Source organism: Streptosporangium sp. NPDC048047, from assembly GCF_040653115.1.
In the GTDB taxonomy this organism is placed as follows: Bacteria; Actinomycetota; Actinomycetes; order Streptosporangiales; family Streptosporangiaceae; genus Streptosporangium.
On record NZ_JBEZNH010000063.1, the window covers coordinates 1 to 23,922 of the forward strand.

Below are 23,922 nucleotides of genomic sequence, written 5' to 3' on the forward strand. Positions count from 1 at the left end.
ATCTACCCACAGTCACGCAGGCGAATCGGTTAACGATCTACAGATGTAGTACCGGCGGCCCCGATCAGCTCCAGCCGGGTACCCGCCCACATCCACCACGTCGGCAGAGAACTCGTTCGCGCCACCCCGGGAGTTGTCTGTCGACGACCGGTGTGAACCTCCGCCTGCTGGCGCTGCACCAACAAGTTGTGGTGATCGACCGGTGTCCGACACTGGCCCCACCCAAGACGCGGGCGTCCATCCGTGACGTCCCGATACCGACCGTCCTCGCCGACGCGCTGGCCGGGCACATCGATCGGCACAAGCCCGAGGGCGCACTGTTCCGGACGACGCGCGGCAACCTGATCCGGCGTGACTACTTCAACGCCGACATCCTCAAGCCCGCGATCCTCGCGGCCGGGGTGCCGGCGGACATGACGTTCCACGATCTGCGGCACAACTTCGCCAGTACGGCACTCGCCGAGGGCGTGCCGATCTCCGAGGTGTCGCGGTGGCTCGGACACGAGTCCATCACCACGACCGTGGACCTGTACGGGCATCTGGTCCCGGAGGCATCCGAGCGGGCGCGGACGGCGCTGGACAACGCCTTCGCCTCGGCGCTCGGGTCCGCGTAATGTGCCCCCGATGTGCCCTCTCAAGGATTCGATCTTCCCGAGCGAGGGTTCCACCGCAGGTCAGGGGCGGATAAGGCGGACGAGTCGGCCTGTAGGCCGGGTTTTGTCCTTCACTGATGTGAAGGGGCGACCATCCATCTAGGGCCGTCGTTGCCGGCGGCCTCAAGCGGTCTACCCGCGCGGCTCGGGCGGGCAGCCCTCGAACGTCGCGCGCGGAACGCTCCGGGGAGCGTCCCTTCTTGACCTTGCTCCAGGTGGGGTTTACCGAGCCGCCCACGTCACCGTGGGCGCTGGTGGTCTCTTACACCACCGTTTCACCCTTACCCCTCCCGCGAGGGAGGGGCGGTCTCTTTTCTGTGGCACTGTCCCGCGGGTCACCCCGGGTCGGCGTTACCGACCACCCTGCCCTGTGGAGCCCGGACCTTCCTCGGCGGGCCCCGCGAAGGGACCCGACGCGGCCGCCCGGCCGGCTCGTCCGCCGTACTCCAAGCTTATCGGCTCCCAACCGATCTCCAACCGGACGACAAGTCGTCTCCGGTCGAATGGGGAGCGCGGGCGGCGCCGAGGAGGGAGCCGCCCGCGCTCCGGACGGACGTGCGGCACGTCACGGCCCCCAGCCTGTACGGACGTCCGGAGCGCAGGCTTCAGCAGGCTTCAGGGACGGGCGGACGTCCGGCGCGCGGATCTCAGCGCGGACGGACGCCCACTCGGTGGACGCCCGGAGAACGGACGTCCACGGACCGGAGGGCCTCAGCGGAGGTGGGAGGTGTCGTTGACCGCCTTCACCACCGCGGGCCCGTCGGCGTAGTACTCGATCAGGGACAGCGCGGCGAGGTCGAGGTGCATGCGGTACAGCGCGGAGGGGGGAGCCTCCAGCGCGAGCCGCAGCAGCGTCTTGATCGGCGTGACGTGGGAGACGGCGAGGACCGTCCTGCCCTCGTAGCGCTCGACCAGCCGGTCCCCGGTCGTCCGGACCCGCCGCGCCGCCGTCTCGAAACTCTCCCCACCCGGCGGCGCGGCGGACGGATCCGCCAGCCACGCGGCGAGCTCGTCCGGCCAGCGGCGCTGGATCTCGGTGAAGGTGTGGCCCTCCCAGTCGCCGAAGTCGACCTCCTTGAGCCCCTCCTCGACCTCGACCTCCAGCCCCAGCCTCGCCGCGACGATCTCGGCGGTGACGCGGGCCCGTTTGAGCGGCGAGCTGACGACAACCTGGATCCCGTACGGCGGGCGCGACAGCCTGGCGGCGGCGGCCTCGGCCTGGGCGATGCCGATGGAGGTGAGCTCGGGGTCGCCGACGCCGGAGAAGCGGCGCTCGGCGGAGAACGGGGTCTCGCCGTGCCGGAGCAGCAGCAGCGAGGTCGCCACGGTGGTGGGCGGACGCCAGCCGGTGCCGACGCCGGATCCGGTCGCCGCGGTCGTCTCGGGATCCGTCCCGTTCGCCGGGCCGTACGGGGCCGGTGTCGCGGTCTCCTCCCCGCCGATGAGGTCCAGCAGGGAGTCCTGGATGGTGGTCGCGGTCCGGTGACCGGCCGGGCCCGTGGAAGCCGGAACGGAGGCCGCCTCGCCGGCGAGGCGCCAGGGGCGGCCCTTGGCCGCGGCGTCCATCGCCTCGTTCGCCAGCCGGTCGGCGTCCTTGTTCTTCTCCCGGGGGATCCACCGCCAGGTGACCCGCAGCCTCCTGGCCAACCCGGCGGCCTCGGAGGCGAGCGGCCGCAGCCCCTCGTTCTTGATCTTCCAGCGGCCGGCCATCTGCTCGATGACCAGTTTGGAGTCCATCCGGACCTCGACGGCCGCGCCGTCGCCGGCGATGGCCAGGAGGGACCGCAGGCCGGCGATCAGCCCGCGGTACTCGGCGACGTTGTTGGTCTGGGTGCCGATCGCCTCGGCGGTCTCGGCCAGCACCTGGCCGTCCGAGGCGTCCTTGACGACGGCGCCGTACCCGGCGGGCCCCGGGTTGCCCCGGGAGCCGCCGTCGGCCTCGATGACGAAGGAGGTCACAGGCCCGATTCCGCGGTGCGGACCAGGATGCGGCGGCACTCCTCGCAGCGGATCACCTCGTCGTGGGAGGTGGCCTTGATGCGGTTGATCTCCGCGATGGACAGGCTCGTGCGGCAGCCGAGGCAGCGGGCGCCCTGGAGCATGGCGGCGCCCACCCCGAACTGCTCGCGCAGCTTCTCGTAGAGGGAGAGCAGGTCGGCGGGGATCTCGGTGGCGACGTCGCCGCGCTTGCCCTTGACCTCGCCGTTCTCCTTGTCGATCTCGGCGAAGGCGGCGTCCCGGCGGTCCTCGGCGTCGGCGCGGAGCCCGGCGAGCCGGTCCCGCTCTGCGGAGAGCTTGGTGACCTGCTCGTCGGCCGCCTCGCGGCGCTCCATGATCTCCAGGACGACCTCCTCCAGGTCGCTCTGGCGGCGGTGCAGGGAGGCGATCTCGGACTGGAGGCTCGCGAGGTCCTTCGGAGAGGTCACCTGGCCGGAGTCGAGGCGCTTCTGGTCGCGGTCGGCGCGGACGCGGACCGAGTCGACGTCGGACTCGGCCTTGGTCTGCTCGCGGGCGAGGTCGCCCGCCTCGGTCTCGGCGGCGATGACCTGCGTGGCGAGCCGGGCCACGCGGGCCGACAGGTCGTCGATCTCGGCCAGCTCGGGCAGGGTGCGGCGGCGATGGGCCAGCCGGTCGATGACGGAGTCGAGTTCGGCCAGGTCGAGTAGGCGCTTCTGCGCCGCCGGGGCTGCTTTCACTTCAGATCCTCGCACTCTGCTGTTGTCGTCCAGGCGTCCGTGACCGTCTCGGATACGCGCGTCTCCACAGTATTCCCCTTCGCGGCCAGTTCGGATGCCAGGCGGCGCGCCGCGTCGGCGAGCCAGGGCCACTCGGTCGCCCAATGGGCGGCGTCGATCAGCGCCGGCCCCCCGGGCTCCTCGGTGAACTCGCTGGCCGGGTGGTGGCGCAGGTCGGCGGTGAGGAACACGTCCACCCCGGCGGCGCGGGCCGCGCCGAGGAGGGAGTCGCCGGAGCCGCCGCTCACCGCGACGCGCCGTACCTCGCGGTCGGGGTCTCCGGCGATCCGCAGGCCGCCGGCGGTGGCGGGCAGGCCCCGCGCCGCCTGCCGGGCGAACTCGCGCAGGGTGACGGGGGCGGGCGGCGATCCGACGCGGCCGAGGCCGCGGCGGGGGTCGTCGGCGGCGGGTACCAGGGGGGTGAGCGGGCCGGTGAGGCCGACGGCGCGGGCCAGCGCGTCGGAGACGCCGGGGTCGGCGACGTCGGCGTTGGTGTGCGCGGCGAACAGGGCGATGTCGTTTCTGATCAGTGTGTGGACCAGGCGGCCCTTGAAGGTGGTGGCCGCCACGCTGGTGGTGCCGCGCAGGTAGAGGGGGTGGTGGGTGACGATCAGGTCGGCGTTCCAGGCTCGGGCCTCCTCGGCCACGACCGGCACCGGGTCCACGGCGAACAGGATCCGCCGCACCGGCGCGGCGGGGTCTCCGCAGACGAGCCCGACCGCGTCCCAGGACTCGGCCCAGCGGGGATCGTAGGTCGATTCGAGCTCGGCGACGACGTCAGCAAGGGTAGGCACGTGCGCAGACTACCGGCCGGGCCGGCGGCCGGTACGGACGGCGTTCCCGGCGTTCCCCGACCACCACGACTCCCTCACGGAGGCCCGGCCGGCGCGAAGACCCTGCCGGTGGGGCGCGCCCTCGTCGCGGTCCGGGGCCGGTCCTTCCGCGCGGTCTTTACTTCGCCGCCCGGTCTGCAGGACGCTGATCTCCAGCGGGGTGTACGGCCCGCCGGGACCTCCCGGCGGGCGGACACGGGCATCCGGGAGGGCCGGCGCATGGGGCCGACTGTCGCGATCATCGGGGCCGGGTTCGCCGGCCTGTGCATGGCCATCCGGCTGAAGGAGGCCGGGATCGGTTCGTTCACGGTCTTCGAGCGGGGGCCGGGCGTCGGAGGCACCTGGCGGGACAACACCTATCCAGGGGCCGGGTGCGACATCCCCTCGCACCTGTACTCCTTCTCCTTCGAGAGGTATTCGAGCTGGACCCGCCGCTACCCCGGGCAGCCGGAGATCCTCTCCTACCTGGAGATGTGCGCCGACAGGTACGGCGTGCGGCCGCACGTCCGGCTGGACACCGAGGTCACGGCCGCCGTCTACGACGAGTCGCTGGGCCGCTGGCGGGTGCGGACCGATGCCGGGGAGGAACTGTTCGACGTGGTGGTGTCGGCGGTGGGGCAGCTCAGCCGTCCCCGCCTGCCGGACATCCCCGGCATGGAGGACTTCCGTGGCGTCTCCTTCCACTCGGCCCGCTGGGACCACTCGGCGGACCTGACCGGGCGGCGGGTCGCGGTGATCGGGAGCGGGTCGTCGGCGGCGCAGCTCATCCCGCCGGTGGCCGAGGCCGCAGCCCACCTGGACGTCTTCCAGCGCACCCCCAACTGGGTGCTCCCCAAGCCCGACGGCGTCTTCGGTCCCGTCGCGCGGACGGCCCTGCACCGGGTGCCGTTCCTGCAGCGCGGGTACCGGGAGTGGTTCTACCGGTACACCGAGGGCACCCTGTATCCGGCCCTGTCCGGCGGGTGGAGCGCCGGGATGGTGCGCGAGCGGGCCCTGGCCCACCTGCGGGCGCAGGTGCCGGACCCGGCGCTGCGGGCGAGGCTGACCCCGGACTACCCGGTCGGCTGCCGGCGGATCGTCATCGACAGCGGGTTCTATCCCGCGCTGACGCGGCCGGACGTGGACGTCGTCACCGAGCCGATCGTCCGCGTCGCGCCGGGCGGCGTGGAGACGACCGGCGGGCTCCGCGAGGCCGATGTGATCGTCTACGCGACCGGTTTCGACGCCACCGGCTTCCTGTCGCCCGTCGAGGTCGTCGGCCGCGGCGGGCGTCGCCTGGCCGAGGAGTGGAAGGACGGCGCCGAGGCGTACCTCGGGATCGCGGTGCCGCGCTTCCCGAACCTGTTCCTGCTGTACGGTCCCAACACCAACCTGGGCCACACCTCGATCGTCTTCATGATCGAGTGTCAGGTCGGGTACGTCATGGGCTGCCTGCCGTACCTGGTGGAGCGGGGGCCGATGGAGGTGGATCCCGCGGCGATGGACGCCTGGCGGCGGCGTCTCGCGGAGGCCATGGGCTCGACGGTGTGGCAGGCGGGCTGCACGAGCTGGTACAAGGACGCGGCGGGCCGGATCACCACGAACTGGCCGGGCCCGACCACCCTCTACCGGCGGCTCACCAGGGCGCCCCGGCCGTCGGCGTTCCGCTTCGCCCGCTGACGGCCGTACGCCTGCTGACGGCCGTACGGCCGCGGCACGGGCGGCGGGCCGTACGCGATGGGCCGGGGGGCCGTGCGTGGCGGGCCGTGCGGCGCGGCGGGCCGGTTGGCGGTAACGTCGCGGGGGCCGAACCGCCATCCCGCGAAGAAGGGCCCGCCCGTGTCCGTTGACCTCCACCGTGCCGCCGTGGTCGCCGACACCCACAACGACCTGCTGATGGCCGTCACCGCCCGGCCGCCGAAGCGGTGGGCGGCGTTCTTCCGCGAGCGCTGGTTGCCCCAGCTCCGCGAGGGCGGGGTGAACGTGCAGGTGCTGCCGGTGTTCGTGGACGACGGGTTCCGGCCCGAAGGCGCGCTCCGGCAGACGCTGCGCATGATCGAGTGCGCGCACGTCATCGCCGAGGGCAACGCCGACGCGGTACGGCTGTGCGCCGACGGCGCACAGATCGACGCCGCGCTCGCCGAGGACCGGATCGCCCTGGTGCTGGCGCTGGAGAGCGCCCCCGGCCTGGACGCGAACGTCGAGCTGCTGTCCACCGTGCACCGGCTGGGCGTGCGGGTCGCCTCGATCGCGCACGTGGGCCGTACGGCGCTGGCCGACGGCAGCGGCGAGGACGCCACCGGCAGCCGGCTCACCGCGGCCGGGGTGGAGGCCGTCCGGGAGATGGAGCGGCTGGGCATGATCTTCGACATCTCGCACCTGAGCGCCTCCGGGGTCGCGCACGTGCTGGAGCTGGCCACCCGGCCGGTGATGGCGACCCACTCCGCGGCGCGGGCGCTGCGCGACCACCACCGCAACCTCACCGACGACCAGATCCGCGGCGTGGCCGCGACGGGCGGCGTGGTGTGCGTCAACTTCCTGGCGGCCTTCCTGGCGGAGGACGCGGCCGACCACACGATGGACCGGCTGGTGGACCACATCGAGCACGTGGTGAGCGTCGGCGGGCTCGACCACGTGGGCCTGGGCCCCGACTTCATGCGGGAGGTCATGACCGACCTCACTCCCCCGTGCTGTGAGGGGTTCAGCTACAGCGGCGTGGACGCCTGGGCGGCCGTCCCGGGGCTGGCCGGGCCGAGCGGCCTGCCGCTGGTCACCGACGCGCTGCTCAAGCACGGGTTCTCCGACGAGGAGGTCGTCAAGATCGTCGGCGGTAACGTCCTGCGGCTGTTCCGCGAGGAGCTGGGCCGCCCGACCTGATCACGGGAGTTCCCGGGCTCAGGCCGGGCCGGTCCGGAAGGCGGCCCGCCCTGCCCCGAGACGGTCCCGCGCTCTCAGGACCCCGCTCTCAGGACCCCGCTCTCAGGACCCCGTTCGGACAGGACCCCGCTCGGACAAGGCCCCGCTCGGACAGGACCCGGCTCAGACGGGACCCGCCGCGGGTCCGGGGGCGCGGTCCGTCAGGTAGTCCTCGCGCAGCCGGGAACGGGAGAGCTTGCCGGTGGGGGTGCGCGGCAGCTCGTCGCGGAACTCGATGATCCGGGGGTGCTTGAACCGGGCCAGGCGCGGGCCGAGGTGGTCCAGCAGCTCCTGCGGGGTGGGCCGGGCGCCCGGCGCGGGCTGGACGAGCGCGGCGACGCGGTGGCCCCACTCCTCGTCGGGCACGCCGATCACCGCGACGTCGGCGACCGCCGGGTGCTCCAGCAGCGCGGCCTCGACCTCCGCCGGGTAGATGTTCACCCCGCCGGAGACGATCAGGTCGGTACGGCGGTCGCACAGGAACAGGTACCCGTCCTTGTCCAGGAACCCGATGTCGCCGGGCGCGTACCACTCGCCGCGCATGCCGGCGGCGGTCTTGGCCGGGTCCTTGCGGTAGGTGAAGCGGCCGAGGCCCGACTTGACGTACACCATGCCGGGCTCCCCCGGCGGCAGCTCCTCGCCCTCGGGGCCGAGGATCCTCGCCTCGAACCCGGGGACGGGACGGCCGACCGTGCCGGGGCGCTCCAGCCACTCGTGCGGCTTGACGGCGAAGGCGATGGCCGCCTCGGTGGAGCCGTAGTACTCGTACAGGACCGGGCCCCACCAGTCCATGACGGCCTTCTTCACCGCCGGCGGGCAGGCCGCGCCGGTGTGCATCACCTGCCGCAGCGACGACAGGTCGTAGGAGCGGCGGACCTCCTCGGGCAGCCGCAGCATCCGGTGGAACATCGTCGGCACCATCATGGAGTTGGTCACCCGGTGGCGGTCCACCAGCTCCAGCACCCCGGCCGGGTCGAAGCCGGGGGCGATCACGAGGGTGTGGCCCAGGTGCAGGGCGAACATGGTGTGCGCGCACGGCGCGGAGTGGTACATCGGCGAGGTCACCAGGTGGATCCCATCGCCCGGCCGCAGGTCGCAGACCTCGCCGAGGAACCAGGTGACGGCCGGGACGGCGGCCTCCGGCTCGGCGCCGGACAGCCGCCGCTGGACGCCCTTGGGGAAGCCGGTGGTGCCGGAGGTGTACCACATGACCGATCCGGCGGTCCGGTCCCCGGGGTCGGTCGCCGGCTGCCCGGCGGCCAGGCCGGCGGCGGTGAGCGCCCCGGCCACGGGGCGGTCCGGTCCGGCGACCACGACCCGGGCGTCGCAGTCGGCGAGGATGTAGGCGATCTCAGCGTCCGTCAGGTGCCAGTTGACCGGCACGTAGTACAGGCCGATCTGGCCGGTGGCCATCAGCATGACCACCTGGTCCAGCCCGTTGGGCAGCACCCCGGCGACCACGTCGCCCCGGGTGAGGCCGCGGGCGCGCAGGCCGTGCGAGACCCGGTTCACCAGGGCGAGCAGCTCGCCGTACGAGGTGGTCGTGCCGTCGCCGTCGATCACCGCGCGGCGTCCCGGGTCGGCGTGCGCGATCCGGTAGAAGCCGGGGAGCGCGGTGATGTCGGGCATGGGTCCTCCCGGTGCCGTCGGCCGACGAGACGCGAACGGGGCCCCGGAGTACGGCGGGCACCCCTTCCGTCCCTTTTGTAGTAGAGATGCGCGCGGCGGTGTCCGGCGAAACCGGAAAGGCGGGACGGGGAGCGGCTAGGGTTCCGATGTGGCACGGGGATTCGGGCGTCTGCGGCGTGACGACCTGCTCCGCGCGGCCTGCGGCGTGATCGCCGCACGGGGGTTCGGGCGCACGCGCACGACCGACATCGCGCGGGCCGCGGGGGTCAGCCAGGCGCTGCTGTTCTATCACTTCGAGACGAGGGAGAAGATGCTCGCGCATGCCCTCGCCTACGCGGCCGAGCGCGACCTGGCGGCCCTGGAGAGACTGGAGGCGTCGGGCGGCTCCCCGCCGGAGCGGCTGCGCGCCCTGCTCGCCCTCTACTCCCCCGGCGGGCGTCCCACCTCGTGGACGCTGTGGATCGACGCCCGCGCCGAGTCGGTGCGCGACGCCGACCTGGAGGCGATCTGCCGGGAGACCGGCCTGCGCTGGCGGCGGGCGCTGCGCTCCGTCGTCGACGAGGGGGTCGGGGCCGGCGCCTTCTCCTGCGCCGACCCCGAGGGCGCGGTCTGGCGGATCATCGCGCTCGTCGACGGCCTGGCCGTCCAGGCGACCGCGCACCGGCGGCTGCTGACCCGGGCCCGGCTGGCAGAGCTCGTCCGCGCGTCCGCCGAGCTGGAGCTGGGTCTGCCGCGTGACGCGCTGTCCTGAGCCGCCCGCCGGGCCACCAGCGGCCTCCGGGCGACCGCCGCCCGCCGGGCCACCACCGCCCGCCCGGCGACCGCCGTGCGCCGCGTGACCTCCGCCCGCCGGACGGTGGGCTCCCGCCGGGCGACCGGCGGCCGCCGGGCCGCCACCGGCCGCCGGGCAGCACGACCATGAGCATGGCCAGGGCGATGAGCCCGCCGCCGACGAGGAAGGTGCCGGTGAGCGGCTCGCCGTACGCCGCGACGGCCAGGGCGGTGACCCAGAGCGGCTGGGCCGACAGGATCACCGCGGCGGGCACCGGCGGCACGTGGAGCTGCCCGAAGGAGCGGGCCAGGAAGCCGAGGGCGCAGGCGACGACCGACAGGTGACCCAGGACCGCCCAGTCGGCCGGGGTGGCGGGCAGCGTGAGGCCGTCCGGCGCGGCGAGGACGCCGGTCATGAGCGCGATGGTGCCGAGCTGGATCACCGCGATCGGGTAGGCGTCGCGGTGGGCGCCGTCGTAGCCGCCCAGCACCAGCGTGTGCGCCGCGTACAGCACCGCCGACAGCAGCGTTACGGCCAGCGCGGGCAGTGACACGTCGCCGCCCTCGGCCTCCTTCAGCAGCGTGAAGGCCGCCATCGCGGTCGTCGCGAGCGCCACCGCGACCCAGGTGCGGCCGGAGATCCGGGCGCCGGTCAGGATCAGCCCGAGGATCGGGGTGATCACCACGTAGGAGCCGACGGCGAAGCCCGAGACCGAGGAGGGGAGGTCGCTCAGGGCGACCGCCTGGGCGGTCTGGCCGACGCCGAACACCAGGCCGAGCAGGGCTCCGGTCAGCCACGTCCGCTCCGGCAGTCCCCGCAGGCAGCGGGGGCGGATCGCGACCAGGACGAGCGTGGCGATGCCGTACCGCTCGGTGAGCAGGTCGGCCACGGGCACGCGGGCGATGAGGTCCTTCATCAGCGGGAAGGCCGAGCCCCAGGCCGCGCTGACGAACAACAGGAGGACGGTTCCCAGGAGGGGACGGGGGGCGGACACCGCTGTCATACCCGGAAGGATTACATCACGTTCGGCGACGTTGACGTCACCGAATGAATCGGAGTGGTCCTAATACGCCCCTGAGGAAGACCGTTCCACCGGCGTGTGACACCTCACACCCCAGGCGGCGGTTTTTGAGGCTTACGGACGTTACGTCCGGTTGCCGGGGGGCGCCAGGAGAGCACCTGCGGATGTTCCGTCCGGTTCCGGGGCGGGGGCCGCTTGCGGGCGTTCCGCCCGGCTCCGGGGTGGGGCACCGGGAGGCCACTTGCGGGTGTTTCGTCCGGTTCTCGGGTAGGGGTGCCGAAAGGCCGTCCGCGGGTGTTCCGCCGATCACCGGGCAGGGTCACCGGACGGCACAGGAGACGCGGGAGGCTGCTGATGAAGACGGCGATCGTGACCGGGGGCGCCTCCGGCATCGGCCTGGCCCTCGCCCGCGAGCTGCGCGGGCACGGCGTCCACGTGGTGGTCGCGGACTCCGACGGCGACGGAGCCGGGCGCGCCGCCGCCGAGCTGGGCTGCGCCGGGGCGGCGCTGGACGTCACCGACGCGGACGCGGTCCGGGACCTGGTGGCGAAGGTCCGGGCCGACCACGGCCGGCTGGACTTCATGTTCAACAACGCCGGGATCGCGGTCGGCGGCGCCGCCGAGGAGTTCGGCCTGGAGCACTGGAACCGGGTGATCGACGTGAACCTGCGCGGGGTGGTCCACGGCGTCCACGCCGCCTACCCGGTCATGATCGAGCAGGGGTTCGGCCGCATCGTCAACACCGCGTCCGTGGCGGGGGTGTTCCCCGCCCCGTTGATGCTGCCCTACACCACGTCCAAGCACGGGGTGGTCGGGCTGTCGCTCGCGCTGCGCGCCGAGGCGGCGGCGCACGGGGTGAAGGTGCACGCGGTCTGCCCGGGTTTCGTCGACACCCCGCTGTTCGACCGCGTCAACCCGGGCCTGCCGCAGACCGCGGTCAGCGCGAACGCCCGGCGCTCGGCGGAGCTGGCGGCGCCCTTCCTCTATCCGGCGGAGACGCTGGCCCGCGACGTCATGCGGGGCGTCGCCCGCGACCGGGCGCTCATCGTGGTCCCGGCGTCGGGCCGGGCGGCCTGGCTCCTGACCCGGCTCTCGCCCGCGCTCGCGGTCCGGGCGGCCTCACTCGGCGTCCGCCGCCTGCTCCGCGGCTGACGACCGGACGGTCCGCCCGGAGGCCCGGCACCGGGCCGGGCCCCTTGGATCGCTCCTGGCCCGGGGCCGGGGTCCGAGGTCCACGGGTTCAAGACACCGCGGGGTCACGGCCCCACGAACTCATGAACTCATGAACTCACGAACTCACGAACTCACGGGCTCACGGGCTCACGGGCTCACGGGCTCACGGGCTCACGGGCTCACGGGGTCGCTCAGGGGGAGGTACTCGAACCAGTCGAAGTCCGCCGGGTTCCGGGCCGCCTCCGGGCCGCCCGCGGCGTACATGCCGATGTAGGCGCCCGTGAAGCCTCCCGCGACGGTCGTGCTGAGCACGCGCCCGTCCACCGCGTCCCCGAGGGGCAGCCACCGCCCGGGGGCCGTGGCGTAGCGCATCCGGTACTCCTGGCCCCTCGCCTCCACCCCGAGGAACAGCCTGCCGCCGGGCACCGGGGCCGTGGCGAGCACCTCGTCGGCGCCGGCGTGCCGGCGGACCACCTCCAGGCCGCGCGCCGACAGGACGTAGCGGATGTGGAAGTCGTCGTTCTGCACCAGCACCAGGCCCGCGCACCCGTCCCCCGCCGGGGTGAAGTCGAGGGCGGTGTGCGCGGCGAAGTCGCGGTGGCACTGCCTGCGCGCCACCAGGCTCGGCGCGGCCCGCTCGGCGAGGGTCCGCGGGCCCGGCCGCAGCCTCAGGTGGCCGGGCCGCTCGGTCAAGCTCCAGTACGGCTCACGCGGGGTGCGCAGGTGGTTCCAGCACGGCGCGAGCCGTTCCGCGTCGAAGTTGTCGCAGACGGGTTCGGCGGGCCAGCGGTGCTCGGGCAGGTCCGGCGCGGCCGCCTCGGGTTCGACCTGCTCGGCGAGCGGCCAGCCGTCCTCCCAGCGCACCCGGGTCAGGAAGGTCTCCCGGCCCAGGTTGTAGTGGTATCCGCCGTAGGGGCGCATCGCCAGCAGCACCATCCACCACTCGCCGGCGGCGGTCCGCACGAGGTCGCCGTGGCCGGTCCCGACGATCGGGTGGTCGAGGCCCAGGTGGCGGTGGGTGAGGACCGGGTTGCGGGGGTTGCCGCGGTACGGCCCGGCGACGTCGTCCGAGCGGGCGACGGTCACTGCGTGGTCGTGCGCGGTGCCGCCCTCGGCGATCAGCAGGTGGTAGCGGCCGTCGACCTTGTAGAGATGCGGGCCCTCGGCCCAGACGGCGTCCTTGAGCGCGCCGTCCCACAGCACGGTCTCCTCGTCGGTGAGGGTCATCGTGCCGAGGTCGAGCCGGCGCAGGAAGATCTCCGTGTGGCCGAGGTCGTTCGTGGGGCGGGTCGCGGTGACCCAGGCGGTCCCGTCGTCGTCGAAGAACAGCGACGGGTCGAAGGCGCGGGGCAGGTCCAGCGGGTACGGCTCGCTCCACGGGCCCGCCGGGTCGGTCGCGGTGACCACGAAGTTCTCCAGGCCGGCCTCCGGCCGCCCGTCGACCAGCGTCGCGATCATGTAGAAGACGCCCTCGTGGTGCCGGAGCGTCGGGGCGTAGATCCCGCCGCTGGGCTTGGTCCCGTCGAGCGGGAGCTGGGAGGGGCGGTCCAGGACGTGGCCCAGCGGCCGCCAGTGCACCAGGTCGAGGCTGTGGAAGATCGGCACCCCGGGGAACCACTCGAAGCTCGACGTGACCAGGTAGTGGTCGTCGCCGACCCGGCAGATCGACGGGTCGGGGTGGAAGCCGGGGAGGATCGGGTTGGCGAACGTCCTCGCCGCGCCCGCCGTACCGGGACCGCCCGCCGTACCCGCCGTACCGGGACCGCCCGCCGTGCCCGCCGGGTTCACCGTGCCGGAGACGTCCGCCGTGCCCGTCGCCTCGGGGCCGCCCGTCGTCTCCGGGACGCCCGCCGTCACCGCGCCGCCAGGTTGCCGGCGAGGAGTTCGAGCAGGGGCTCGCGGCGGACGCAGGCCGGCAGGGCGAAGGAGTCGGCCAGCGCGATCAGCTGCTCGTCGGACAGGCCGCGGAACAGCGAGGCGTACTCCGGCAGCATGGCCTGGGCGACGAGGATGTGCCGGATGAGGTCGTCGGCCTGGTACCGGGCGCCCCACGGGTAGGGGTCCCAGCCGGGGAACTCGGTCTCCAGGAGCCGGTGCAGCGGCGCGAGGATGTCCGCGGACTCCTCCATGGTGGAGCCCCACCGGTCGGCGCCGAGCCGCGACTTCTTCGCGATGAACGGCCCGAAGCGCTCCATGTAGGGGCCCGCGGCGTACACCAGCCCCTGGAGCCCGACGTCCTTGTAGGTCCACAGGGACCAGCCCGCCTCGTGGGCGTCGTAGATGTCGAGCTGGTCGCGGAGGATCTGGTAGCGCTGCCCGTCCACGCCGGGGTCGCCGGTGTAGACGGGGCCGAACTCCCCCACCCACAGCGGTGTGCCCGTCTGGCGCTGGAAGGCGGTGCGCCGCTCGAAGGCCAGCTCCAGCTGCTCGCGGTCCACCCACTCGCCCCGGGTGTGACCGGGGTACGGCCCGCCGTGCGCGAACCCGGCCAGGGCGTAGTCGTGGCAGACGAAGACGGTGTTCTCGTAGACCTCTCGGAAGACGGAGAAGTCGGTGGAGTAGGTGTTGCCGTCGAGGAACAGCACGTGGCCGGGGTCGACCGCGCGGACCGCCTTGACCAGGCGGTCGTAGAACGGCCCGACGACCGTGCCGGTGGGGTCGGCGGGCTCGTTGACCGGGTTGTAGCCGGCCACCCACCGGTGGTCGCGGTAGCGGTCGGCGATCGCCTCCCACAGGTGCACCACTCGATCCTGGAAGTGCCGGTGCCGCCAGAACGACGCGACATGGGTGGGGTTGTCGGAGTGCCAGTGCTGGTTCTGCGCCCCGGGCAGCGCGTGCAGATCGATCACACTGTAGATGCCGTGCTCGCCGAGCAGGCCGACGACGCGGTCGAGGTGCCGGAAGCCCCGTTCGACGATCTCCATGGGGCGGTCGTCGGACTCCAGGTGGCGGTAGTTCACCGGGATGCGCACGCAGTTGACGCCGAGGGAGGCCAGCAGCGCCGCGTCGCCGGGGCCGAAGAAGGAGGTCAGCAGCCGGTCGAAGAACAGCTCGGCCCGGTCCTCACCCAGCACCTCGCCCACCGAGCGCCGCATCTCCGACTCGGTGGAGGGATAGCCGGTGATGAAGTTCTCCATGTTCAGCCAGCCCCCGAGGCCGACGCCGCGCAGCCGTACCGCGGCGCCCTCCGGGTCGACGAGCCGGGATCCGGAGACACGCAGGGTCATGGATTCTCCTTGTGCGACGATCGCCGCCCGCCGAGCGGGCGCCGAAAGCGGTTCTTTGAAACTTTCATCAGGAAATTGAACTTTTCAGAGCCGGGCGATACGCGGAACGCGCATATCACTCGAATGATCCGTTCGGACGGAATGACCGGCATGCCGCGCCGGGCGGGCGGTGAGCCGAAACTTTCGGCTACACTCCTGGGCATGCCAGCGAAGAGGCGGGTGACGATCGCCCTCATCGCCGAGGAGGCGGGGGTTTCCGTCCCCACGGTGTCCAAGGTCATCAACGGGCGTCCGGAGGTCGCCGCCGAGACCCGGCGGCGGGTCGAGCGGTTGCTGCACAAGCACGGCTACCGGCGGCGCGTCAGCCAGAGCGACGGGCCGGTCGGGCTGATCGACCTGGTCTTCTCGGAGATAGAGAGCCCGTGGGCGATGGAGATAGTGCGCGGCGCCGAGACGGCCGCCCGCGAGGCCGACGCCGGCATCGTGGTGTCCGTGCTGCACACGCACGCCGGCCCCGGCCGCGACTGGCTGGAGCGCATCGCGGCCCGCCGTACCGACGGCGTGGTCGTCGTCGCCTCGAAGCTGTCCGCCACGCTGCAGGGGCAGCTCAACGCCCGCGCGATGCCGTTCGCCGTCGTCGACCCGGAGGGCGAGCCCGCGCCGGGCGTCACCTCGGTCGGCGCGACCAACTGGAACGGCGGGCTGGCCGCCACCCGGCATCTGCTGGAGATGGGGCACCGCAGGATCGGGATGATCGGCGGACCGGCCGACATGCTGTGCAGCCGGGCCAGGATCGACGGCTACCGCGCGGCGCTGGAGACCGCGGGCGTGACCGTCGCGCCGGAGCTGATCTGCCACGGCGACTTCCTGGTCGACTCCGGCCGCGACCACGGCCACGCGCTGCTCTCCCTGGACGACCCGCCCACCGCCATCTTCGCCGGCAGCGACATGCAGGCGTTCGGGGTGTTCGAGGCCGCCCGGCGGCGCGGCCTGCTCGTCCCGGACGACCTCAGCGTCGTCGGCTTCGACGACCTGCCGCTGGCGCGCTCGGCCTGGCCGCCGCTGACCACCGTCCGCCAGCCCCTGCAGGACATGGCGGCCGCGGCCACCAGGATGGTCCTGGGCATGGGGCGGGGCGAGCCGGCGCAGGCCCGGCGTGTCGAGCTGGCCACCGACCTCGTCGTCCGGGAGAGCACCGCGCCGCCCCGGGCCGCGCGGGGCTGAGGCGTCCGAGGGGACACCGTACCCCTGGGCCGACGGGGCCGGCGGGGCCGCGCCGTACTCCGGCCCCGTCCGCCCCGGGGCGCCCGCCGGGGTGCCATGTCCCGGGGCGCCCGCGGGGGCGCCGCGTCCCAGATCCACCGGCCGTCAGCCCTTCATCGCGCCGGCGGTCAGGCCGCTGACGAGCCGGCGCTCGGCCAGGGCGTAGAACGCCAGCGCCGGCACCATCGCGACGGTGACGTAGGCGAGGACGCGCGCCCACTCGGTGGCGTACTGCCCCTGGAACTGCTGGACGCCGAGAGGGAGGGTCCACCAGGAGGGGTCGTTGAAGACGACCAGGGGGAGCATGAAGTTGTTCCAGCTCCCCACGACCGCGAGCACCGAGACGGTCGCCAGCGCCGGGCGGGCCATCGGCAGCAGGATCTTCCAGAAGAAGCCGAACGCGCCGCACCCGTCGAGCGTCGCCGCCTCCTCGATCTCCCCCGGGATGCTCCGGAAGAAGCCCCGCAGGATGATGATCGTCATCGGCAGGCCGAAGGCGGCCTGCGGCAGCACGACCCCCAGCGGGTTGTCCAGCAGGCCGGCGGCCCGCAGCAGGACGAACAGCGGGAGGATCGCCACCGCGAACGGGAACATCAGCCCGACCGTGAAGAGCGTGAAGAACAGCTCCCGCCCCCGGAAGGCGAAGCGGGCGAAGACGAAGGCGGCCAGCGCGGACACGCCGACGACGACGAGCGTCGTGGCCGCCGCGATGAGGACGCTGTTGCCGAGCTGTCGCCAGAACGTCGGGGCGGTCAGCACGTCGGCGTAGTTGGTGAACACCCACGGCGACGGCAGGCCGACCGGGTTGGTGGACAGCTGGACGGTGTCCTTGAACCCGCCGAGCAGGCCGAAGAGGATCGGCACGATGACGAACGCCCCGACCGTCACGGCGATGACGTGCAGCCCCAGGGACCGCGGCCGGACTCCGGCGCGGGAGGGGGCGGGCCGCCGGTTCAACGCTGGCTCCGCATGGCGGTGAGGGCTCCCTCGGTGTCGCGGCGCATGACGTACCGCTGGTAGACGAGTGCGAAGACGAGGCTGATCGCGAACATCACGACGCTGATCGCGTTGGCGTAGCCGACCTGGTAGCGCTTGAAGCCGAACTGGAACATCGTGACGGCCATGGTCTCGGAGGAGTGGGCCGGCCCCCCGCCGGTGAGGACCCAGACCAGGTCGAACAGCTGGATCGCTCCGATGACGGACAGGAAGACGCTGATCCGGATCGTCGGGCCGAGCAGCGGCAGCGTGACGTACCGGAACACCTGCCAGCTCCCCGCGCCGTCGATCTGCGCCGCCTCGGTCACCTCGTGCGGGATGCCCTGACGGCCGGTCAGGTAGAGGATCATGTGGAAGCCGAAGTACTTCCAGGTCATCACCAGGAAGAGGGACGGCATGACGGTGGACGGGTCGGAGAGCCAGTCCGACTCCAGTCCCACCGTCCCCAGCACGAGGTTCGCCAGGCCGCCGTCCGGGGACAGGATCATCGAGAACAGCACCCCGGTGATCACCTCGGAGAGGATGTACGGGGCGAAGAAGATCATCCGGTAGACGGCCCGGCCGCGCATGCGCTGGTTGAGCAGCATGGCGACGCCGAGGGCGAACGGGAGCTGGATCACCAGCGACAGGACGATCAGCACCACGCCGCGCCACAGGTCGCCGAGGAAGACCTCGTCGCCGAACATCCGCTCGAAGTTGGCCGTCCCGATGAAGTCGTCCGGGAGGCCGCGCAGGCCGTTCCACTTGAAGACGCTGGTGTAGATCGCCACGAGGATCGGGGCCAGGACCAGCAGGCCGAACAGCAGCAGGGCCGGGAGCAGGAACGCCGCTATCGTCAGCCTGCCCCGGAACCGGTGCCCGCGCGGCGGCCGGGGCGCCGGCGCCCCGGCCGCCGTGTCGGCGGCCGGGGACGGCGCCCGCCGCTCCCCCGTGGGGGGCGCGAGCCGGGAGGTGCCTTCCGCAGCCCTCATCTACTCGGACTTCGCCGTCTCGGTGATGGCCTGCGCGACCTGCTCGGGCGTCTTCTTGCCCACGATCAGCTCGGCGACGCTGTCGTTGACCTCCTGCCCGACCGCCGGAGGGTAGGCCTGGTCGAGGTAGAGCTGGAAGCCGCTCGCCGTCGACAGCGCCTTGGCCACCGTCGCCAGGTTCGGGTCCTTGACGGCGTCCTCGGTGCCCTTCAGCACCGGCAGGACCGCCCCGGACGCCACCACGTCGCGGTGGTTCTTCTCCTCGGAGATGAACTTCAGGAAGTCGAGCGCCTCTGCGGGGGCGTCCGCGCCGACGGCGTACCCGCCGCCGCCGCCGAAGGCGTCCGTCACCTTGCCCGTCCCGCCCTCGACGGCCGGGAAGGGGAAGAAGCCGAGGTCGTCGCCGATACCCTTGCCCGCCTCCTTCTCCACCGACGGCGCCCACTGGCCCATCAGCTCCATCGCCGCCTTGCCGTTGCCGACGAGCGCGGCCTGGCCGTCGGGGGTGTTGTACGCGGCGCCGAGGAAGCCCTTCTGGAACGGGTCGAGGTCGGCGAGCTCCTTCAGGCGCCGCCCGGCCTCCACGAAGGGGGGCTTGGTGAAGTCGTGGTCGGTCGCCGCCTGCTGCAGGGCCTGCAGGCCGCCGATCCGCATGGCGAGGTAGGCCCAGTAGTAGTGGCCGGGCCACTTCTCCTTGCCGGCCAGGGCGATCGGGGTGATGCCGGCCGCCTTGAGCTTCTTGACGGCGTCGATGTAGGCCGACCAGGTGGCCGGCGGCTCGGTGACGCCCGCCTTGGCGAACAGCGCCTTGTTGTACCAGAAGCCGACCATGCCGATGTCGGCCGGGATCGCGTAGGTCTTCCCGTCGACCTGGTACGGCTGCAGCGAGGCCGGGGTGAACGCGCCGCTCCAGGCCGCGCTGTCATCGGTCAGGTCCTTGACCAGCCCGGCGTCCACCTGCTGCTTCAGGACGCCGCCGCCCCAGGTGGTGAAGAGGTCGGGCGTCTTGCCCGACTGGTTCAGCGTCGTCATCCGGGCCTTGAAGGCCTCGTTCTCGATGGGGAGGTTCTTGATGACGACGTTCGGGTGCTGCTTCTGGTACTCGGTGGCCATGCGCGCGAGGAAGGACTTCAGCGGTTCGGTGGTCCCGATGTTCCACCACTCGACCGTGACCTTCCCTCCACTCCCGGAGGCGGCCTTCGGCTCCTCGCCGCCTCCGCCGCCGCATCCTCCGAGGAGGAGCGTGGCTGCGACCAGGGCCGCCGCGCTTCGCCGTCCCAACGACATCACAGTGGTTCCCTTCCTCATCTCTCGGGGGTCGTGCGGGGGCTCAGGCCCTGGCCGACGTCGGGCGGACGCGCCCGGCTCCGCCGCCGCACCACTGTTGCTGAAAGTTTCGACAGATACCCGATATTTTCTGGGTGGCGCCGACGTTACATCGGCGTGACGGCCGGATCAACGGTCGTTGTAGAGACGTTATGGGGCGGTCTCCGCACCTCCGGGGGGTGGATTCGCGACGCCGTACGGTGTCCCAGCTCAGGGCGTTCTCCGACGGCCACCCGGGAGGGCGGCCCCTGCCACGGGGGCCGAAAATCCCGGGAGGGGCATGAAAGTTTCAAAGGCCGGCCGCCGCGGGCCGGTCCCGCACCGGGCCGGCGCGGGACTCCGTCGCTTCGGCCCCGTGCCCGTCACGTCGCCGTGGCCGTGGCCGTGAGCGCGGGGCCGCCACCGACCCGCTATCCGTGGCCACCACGGAGGCGGCCCGCGTCCCCTATGCGGAATGCTGTGACCACGGCGGCCGGGCGGGACGTCCCGCCCGGCCGCACACCCGTACCGACAGGAGTGATGACGATGGCCGGCGACGAGAGCGGCACCTACGAGGGATTCACGGCCGAGGAGCGCGCCGCGATGAAGGACCACGCCCAGGAGCGGAAGAAGGCGGCGCGCCGCGCCTCGCGGGAGGAGAAGGCGGCGGAGGCGGAGCGGGACGTCCTCGCGAAGATCGCCGAGATGGAGGACACCGACCGGATCATGGCCGAGCGCGTCCACGCCGTCATCAGGGCCACCGCCCCGGAGCTCGAACCGAGGCTCTGGTACGGCATGCCCGCCTACGCGCTGGACGGCAAGGTCGTCTGCCACTTCCAGAACGCGGGGAAGTTCAAGACGCGCTACGCGACGCTCGGGTTCAGCGACGTGGCGAAGCTGGACGAGGGCGCGATGTGGCCTGTCGCCTTCGCCCTGACCGAGGTGACGCCCGAGGTGGAGGAGCGGATCGCCGCGCTGGTGAAGCAGGCGGTGAGCTGAGGCCCCCGCGCACCGGGGAGCCGCCGGGCCCCGTTCCCTGCCGGTTCGGCCGGACCGGCGGGGTGTCTCCCGTCAGGGGACGGAGCGGATCTTCCCGACCAGGACCGCGCCGAGGAGCGTCAGCGCCGCGGAGGCCAGGTAGAGGGCCGGGTAGCCGCCGGCGCCCGCCACGATCGGGCCGGCGATGACCGGCCCGAGGACCTGCGGGCCCGAGTTGGCGATGTTGATGACGCCGAGGTCCCTGGCCCGCCCGTCGGCGGCGGGCAGCACCTGGGTGACCAGGGCGTTGTCGACCGACAGGAAGACGCCGAAGCCGACTCCGAGGATCACCGCGGCGACCAGGGCCGCCTGCCAGGTCGGGCGGAACGCGAGCAGGACCGCCGGGACCGCGCTGATCAGGCCGGAGACCACGACCAGGAGCCGGCGGCGGCCGAGCCGGTCGGAGACGACGCCCGAGACGATGGTGGTGACGACCACGGCGGCGGTGTAGATGAGGATCAGCACGAGCAGGCCGTCCTCGGACTTCTCCCCCGGGAAGATCCGCTCGTAGCCGACCGCGTCGGTGAGGAAGTACAGCAGGTAGAGCGTGGCGATCGCGTTGCCGAGCTGCATCAGGAAGCGGGTCAGCCAGGCCCAGAAGAAGTCGGGGTGGGTGCGAGGGCTGATCCGGAAGCTCCTCAGGAAGGCCCGCGCGTCGAACCGGGGCGCGGCGGCCAGCGGAGGGTCGGCGGTGGTGAGCACGAAGGGCAGCACCCCGAGGGGGACCAGTGCGGCGATCAACAGGTAACCGGACCCGACGGTGGTGGCCACGGCGGTGACGAGCACCACCCCCAGCACCACGCCCAGCGCCTGCGGCATGCCGACCCAGCCCGACACCTCGCCCCGCTGGCGCACCGGCACGTGGTCGGGCACCCCGGCGCTGAGCGCCGCCTGCATCGCGTTGAGCCCGGCCTGGGCCAGGCACCAGCAGATCATCACGCCGGCGACGGTGTCCTGCCCGGCCAGCAGCGCCAGCGCCGCGGCCCCGGCCAGCGCGCCGGCCAGCGTCCAGGGGTGCCGGCGGCCGAACCGGCCGGCCGTGCGGTCGGACAGCGCCCCGGCGACCGGGTTGGACAGCATCGCCACCGCGGCCCCCGCACCGGTGACCAGCGCCAGCGCCGTCTCCTTGCCGTCCGGCGCGATCCGCGCCATCTGCAGGGGCAGCAGCATCTGGAGCGGCCCGGAATAGCCGATCCAGAGGGCGAGGTTGGCCAGCGAGATGCCGGTGATCCACCACGGCCCGACCCTGCGCACCGGCTCGGCGAGCGCGGCCGGGACCTCCGGGACGGGCTGGACAGCGCTCATACGGCTCGCACCTCGCGATCACGACCGGGCACCCGACAACATGAGGGGTGCTCGGATGTTACGCCCCTCTCATCCCGTGCGACAGCCCCCGCCGCGAGATCACGGAAGGCGGGACCGGAGGCGGCGGAGACCCGGGCCGGGGCGGAGACGGACGGCTCCGGAACCGTTCGGCCGGGCCGTCAGACGGGCCGGGCGAAGGCGGGCCGAGCCGTCAGGCGGGCGGGCCGGGTGAAGGCGGGCCGGACGGTCAGGGGGGCGGGCCAGGGAAGGCGGGCCCGGCGGTCAGGCGGGGCGGGCGGTCAGGCGGGGCGGGAGGCGTCGCGGTTGCGCGCCCACTCCCCGCCCTCGGGGCCGGTGTCGAAACGGACCGCGGCGACGGCGTTGCCCTCCAGGTCGTTGTCCACCACCCGGCCGGATACGCACCCCCCGGAACCGGTGATCCACAGCCCGTGGGTCTGGGTCCCCGGCCGCCCGCTGTCCCAGATCCGGTTGGCGCGGACGGTGTAGTCGCGGGCCTCGGCGTTCAGCGTGATGCCCGCCCGGACCTCCGGAGACCCCGGCAGCCGGTACGGCGTGCCGGGCGCGGGCGGCTCGCCCCGCCACGCCGAGGCCGCGCCGGGACGCCAGGGGGCCAGTGTCAGCCCGGTGGCGGTGTTGCCCGTCACGACCGCCGTCACGGCCGCCGCGCCGTCGCCGGCCGTGAGGGTCTTGCCGAGGTGCCCGCCGGGCTCCCATCGGGCCGAGGTGTCGGTCATGGCCGTGGCCGTGTAGGTGACGGACGGGCCTCCTCCCTCCGCCGCCGGGGCCCGCCGCGCGCCGTTGTCCCGGATCCGGTTGCCGAGGACGGTGGCGTCGACGACGGGGCTGTCGGTCCGGATGCCGTCGAGGGCGTTGCCCCAGATGTCGTTGCCATCGAGGACCATCGCGACCGAGGCCGCGGAAGCGGTGGAGACGGCGGCGAAGGCGGAGGTGCCGGGGGTGTCGTACTCGCGGTAGCCGTAGCGGCCGTTGCGGCTGATCCGGTTGCCGGTGACGGTGTAGCGGCCGGGGGTGTTGCCGACGCTGACGCCGTCGCGGACGTTGGCGTCGATGACGCATCCGGTGACGATCCCGCCCCGGCCGGGGACGCCGGTGGTGCCCAGGCCGGAGACGTCGAACCCGGCCTCGTGGTTTCCGATCATGACGCAGGCGGAGACCACCAGCCCCTCGGCGCCCCAGTCGGAGATGCCGTAGCGGTTGTCCTCGGCGTGGCAGTTGGTGATGCGGATGCCGCGCGGCGGGGTCCACTTCGCGTCCTGCAGTTCCAGGAAGATGCCGTTGGTGCCGTTGCCGACGGCGGTGCAGCCGCTGATGGTCAGCCGTTCCACCCCGCCCCAGCCGCCGATCCCGATGCCCAGCCCCGCGCCGCCGATCTGCGTGCCGGTGTCCAGCCGCCCGCAGCGCAGCGCGATGACGCCCTGCACCACCGTGTCCTGCAGGAAGTCGCAGCCCAGCCCGGAGGCGGCGGTGTCGTGGATGTACAGGTCGCGGAAGCGGCCGCGGAGCACGTACTGCAGGCCCAGCCCCTTGGCCAGCACGTCGTACGGGTCCGCGCTCACCCCGGATCCGTCGATCTCGAAGTCGGCGAAGGTGCAGTCGGCGATGTGGTGGCCGGGGCCGGCGCCGTGCTGGAGCGCGGTGAAGAAGGCCAGCGGCACCGCGGTGCCCGGGTTGCCGGCGTTGGACAGCGTGAAGCGGGTCGCGCCCGCCCCGGCGCCGATGAGGGACACCCCGCTGCGCCACACCGTGCCGGCGTCCCGGATCGAGTACACGCCGGGCGGGCAGTAGACGGTGCGCGCCCTTCCGTCGGCCGCGCAGGCCGCCCCGACCCGGTCGACCAGCGCGGCCAGCGCCGGCTGGTCGTTGGTGACGCCGTCGCCCGTCAGCCCGTGGTCACGGGCGTTGTAGACACCGTCGGGACCGTTCACCGGCGCGCCCCCTCTCACCGAACCGGACAGTGCGCGCCTCTTCGGTGACGCCCGTCCCATGATCCGGCCGGACACGCCGGATCACGGGCTCAATTCCCCCTTACGGAAAGGAGTAAGCGCAGGTCATCGGCCATTTATC

General features: G+C 73.0%; 18 protein-coding genes, 1 other RNA gene and 1 pseudogene. 7 read left to right on the plus strand and 13 right to left on the minus strand.

What is annotated here, in order from left to right:
* The first annotated feature begins 152 nt into the window (after window positions 1-152).
* Complete coding sequence (locus AB0D67_RS33535; protein ID WP_362944923.1) at window positions 153-614, plus strand: tyrosine-type recombinase/integrase; 462 nt, start codon at window positions 153-155, stop codon at window positions 612-614.
* A 76-nt stretch (window positions 615-690) separates the two neighbouring features.
* Here the strand turns inward: AB0D67_RS33535 and rnpB are convergent.
* The 4 genes from rnpB to AB0D67_RS33555 all read right to left on the minus strand — a co-directional run bounded on the left by rnpB (window position 691) and on the right by AB0D67_RS33555 (window position 4,182).
* Window positions 691-1,088: RNase P RNA component class A (gene rnpB / locus AB0D67_RS33540), an RNA gene on the minus strand.
* 276 nt (window positions 1,089-1,364) lie between these two features.
* Entirely contained in the window at window positions 1,365-2,612 is a 1,248-nt protein-coding gene (locus AB0D67_RS33545; RefSeq protein ID WP_362944925.1) for a bifunctional RNase H/acid phosphatase, read from the minus strand.
* The gene (locus AB0D67_RS33550; RefSeq protein WP_362944927.1) at window positions 2,609-3,349 is read right to left on the minus strand and encodes a C4-type zinc ribbon domain-containing protein; all 741 of its coding nucleotides are present in this window, start codon (window positions 3,347-3,349) and stop codon (window positions 2,609-2,611) included. Before AB0D67_RS33550 ends, AB0D67_RS33545 begins: the two co-directional genes overlap by 4 nt.
* A complete protein-coding gene (locus AB0D67_RS33555) occupies window positions 3,346-4,182 on the minus strand; it encodes a Nif3-like dinuclear metal center hexameric protein (protein ID WP_362944930.1) in 837 nt (278 codons plus the stop codon). The genes AB0D67_RS33550 and AB0D67_RS33555 overlap by 4 nt, the downstream gene beginning before the upstream one ends.
* Window positions 4,183-4,440: 258 nt before the next feature.
* Here AB0D67_RS33555 and AB0D67_RS33560 point away from each other — a divergent pair, with 258 nt between their 5' ends.
* Together AB0D67_RS33560 and AB0D67_RS33565 are read left to right on the plus strand one after the other, a co-directional pair.
* Window positions 4,441-5,880 carry an NAD(P)/FAD-dependent oxidoreductase gene (locus AB0D67_RS33560; RefSeq protein ID WP_362944932.1) on the plus strand — a complete coding sequence of 480 codons (1,440 nt, stop codon included), beginning with the start codon at window positions 4,441-4,443 and terminating at the stop codon, window positions 5,878-5,880.
* Between the two features lie 159 nt (window positions 5,881-6,039).
* A complete protein-coding gene (locus AB0D67_RS33565; protein WP_362944934.1) occupies window positions 6,040-7,077 on the plus strand; it encodes a membrane dipeptidase in 1,038 nt (345 codons plus the stop codon).
* A gap of 162 nt (window positions 7,078-7,239) precedes the next feature.
* On the opposite strand, the gene AB0D67_RS33570 is transcribed toward AB0D67_RS33565, so the two are convergent.
* Window positions 7,240-8,745: an AMP-binding protein gene (locus AB0D67_RS33570; protein WP_362944936.1), complete on the minus strand. Its 1,506-nt coding sequence runs from the start codon at window positions 8,743-8,745 to the stop codon at window positions 7,240-7,242.
* A 148-nt stretch (window positions 8,746-8,893) separates the two neighbouring features.
* Between AB0D67_RS33570 and AB0D67_RS33575 the strand changes: the two genes are divergently transcribed.
* Window positions 8,894-9,496, plus strand: a complete 603-nt coding sequence (locus AB0D67_RS33575) for a TetR/AcrR family transcriptional regulator (RefSeq protein ID WP_362944938.1) — start codon at window positions 8,894-8,896, stop codon at window positions 9,494-9,496.
* Between the two features lie 172 nt (window positions 9,497-9,668).
* On the opposite strand, the pseudogene AB0D67_RS33580 reads toward AB0D67_RS33575, so the two are convergent.
* Window positions 9,669-10,520 (minus strand): annotated as a pseudogene (locus AB0D67_RS33580) (DMT family transporter); the annotation flags it as partial.
* Between the two features lie 372 nt (window positions 10,521-10,892).
* On the opposite strand from AB0D67_RS33580, the gene AB0D67_RS33585 reads away from it, so the two are divergent.
* Window positions 10,893-11,690 carry an SDR family oxidoreductase gene (locus tag AB0D67_RS33585; RefSeq protein ID WP_362944940.1) on the plus strand — a complete coding sequence of 266 codons (798 nt, stop codon included), beginning with the start codon at window positions 10,893-10,895 and terminating at the stop codon, window positions 11,688-11,690.
* Between the two features lie 192 nt (window positions 11,691-11,882).
* Here AB0D67_RS33585 and AB0D67_RS33590 read toward each other — a convergent pair whose 3' ends face one another.
* Together AB0D67_RS33590 and AB0D67_RS33595 are read right to left on the minus strand one after the other, a co-directional pair.
* A complete protein-coding gene (locus AB0D67_RS33590; protein WP_362944942.1) occupies window positions 11,883-13,568 on the minus strand; it encodes a glycoside hydrolase family 43 protein in 1,686 nt (561 codons plus the stop codon).
* Entirely contained in the window at window positions 13,565-14,938 is a 1,374-nt protein-coding gene (locus AB0D67_RS33595) for a cellulase family glycosylhydrolase (protein ID WP_362944944.1), read from the minus strand. The genes AB0D67_RS33590 and AB0D67_RS33595 overlap by 4 nt, the downstream gene beginning before the upstream one ends.
* Before the next feature lie 201 nt (window positions 14,939-15,139).
* On the opposite strand from AB0D67_RS33595, the gene AB0D67_RS33600 reads away from it, so the two are divergent.
* A complete protein-coding gene (locus tag AB0D67_RS33600) occupies window positions 15,140-16,162 on the plus strand; it encodes a LacI family DNA-binding transcriptional regulator (RefSeq protein WP_362944946.1) in 1,023 nt (340 codons plus the stop codon).
* A 144-nt stretch (window positions 16,163-16,306) separates the two neighbouring features.
* Here the strand turns inward: AB0D67_RS33600 and AB0D67_RS33605 are convergent, their stop codons facing one another.
* From AB0D67_RS33605 to AB0D67_RS33615, 3 genes are read right to left on the minus strand one after another with little or no spacing between them, the layout of a single operon-like run.
* The gene (locus AB0D67_RS33605; RefSeq protein ID WP_362944948.1) at window positions 16,307-17,158 is read right to left on the minus strand and encodes a carbohydrate ABC transporter permease; all 852 of its coding nucleotides are present in this window, start codon (window positions 17,156-17,158) and stop codon (window positions 16,307-16,309) included.
* On the minus strand, window positions 17,155-18,168 hold the full coding sequence (locus AB0D67_RS33610) for a sugar ABC transporter permease (protein WP_362944950.1): 1,014 nt from the start codon (window positions 18,166-18,168) through the stop codon (window positions 17,155-17,157). Before AB0D67_RS33610 ends, AB0D67_RS33605 begins: the two co-directional genes overlap by 4 nt.
* Window positions 18,169-19,455: an extracellular solute-binding protein gene (locus AB0D67_RS33615; RefSeq protein WP_362944952.1), complete on the minus strand. Its 1,287-nt coding sequence runs from the start codon at window positions 19,453-19,455 to the stop codon at window positions 18,169-18,171. It lies immediately after the preceding gene.
* A gap of 564 nt (window positions 19,456-20,019) precedes the next feature.
* Between AB0D67_RS33615 and AB0D67_RS33620 the strand changes: the two genes are divergently transcribed.
* Complete coding sequence (locus AB0D67_RS33620; protein ID WP_362944954.1) at window positions 20,020-20,472, plus strand: DUF1801 domain-containing protein; 453 nt, start codon at window positions 20,020-20,022, stop codon at window positions 20,470-20,472.
* A 72-nt stretch (window positions 20,473-20,544) separates the two neighbouring features.
* Here AB0D67_RS33620 and AB0D67_RS33625 read toward each other — a convergent pair whose 3' ends face one another.
* Window positions 20,545-21,816, minus strand: coding sequence for an MFS transporter (locus tag AB0D67_RS33625; RefSeq protein ID WP_362944956.1), 1,272 nt, complete (start codon window positions 21,814-21,816; stop codon window positions 20,545-20,547).
* A gap of 299 nt (window positions 21,817-22,115) precedes the next feature.
* The gene (locus tag AB0D67_RS33630) at window positions 22,116-23,783 is read right to left on the minus strand and encodes a right-handed parallel beta-helix repeat-containing protein (RefSeq protein WP_362944958.1); all 1,668 of its coding nucleotides are present in this window, start codon (window positions 23,781-23,783) and stop codon (window positions 22,116-22,118) included.
* Window positions 23,784-23,922: the final 139 nt, after the last annotated feature.

Excerpts from the sequence above, each read along its gene's own strand:
- AB0D67_RS33560 (WP_362944932.1), top strand. The coding sequence starts at position 4,441 with ATGGGGCCGACTGTCGCGATCATCGGGGCCGGGTTCGCCGGCCTGTGC.
- AB0D67_RS33570 (WP_362944936.1), bottom strand. The coding sequence starts at position 8,745 with ATGCCCGACATCACCGCGCTCCCCGGCTTCTACCGGATCGCGCACGCC.
- AB0D67_RS33585 (WP_362944940.1), top strand. The coding sequence starts at position 10,893 with ATGAAGACGGCGATCGTGACCGGGGGCGCCTCCGGCATCGGCCTGGCC.
- AB0D67_RS33595 (WP_362944944.1), bottom strand. The coding sequence starts at position 14,938 with ATGACCCTGCGTGTCTCCGGATCCCGGCTCGTCGACCCGGAGGGCGCC.
- AB0D67_RS33600 (WP_362944946.1), top strand. The coding sequence starts at position 15,140 with ATGCCAGCGAAGAGGCGGGTGACGATCGCCCTCATCGCCGAGGAGGCG.
- AB0D67_RS33610 (WP_362944950.1), bottom strand. The coding sequence starts at position 18,168 with ATGAGGGCTGCGGAAGGCACCTCCCGGCTCGCGCCCCCCACGGGGGAG.
- AB0D67_RS33615 (WP_362944952.1), bottom strand. The coding sequence starts at position 19,455 with ATGTCGTTGGGACGGCGAAGCGCGGCGGCCCTGGTCGCAGCCACGCTC.
- AB0D67_RS33620 (WP_362944954.1), top strand. The coding sequence starts at position 20,020 with ATGGCCGGCGACGAGAGCGGCACCTACGAGGGATTCACGGCCGAGGAG.
- AB0D67_RS33625 (WP_362944956.1), bottom strand. The coding sequence starts at position 21,816 with ATGAGCGCTGTCCAGCCCGTCCCGGAGGTCCCGGCCGCGCTCGCCGAG.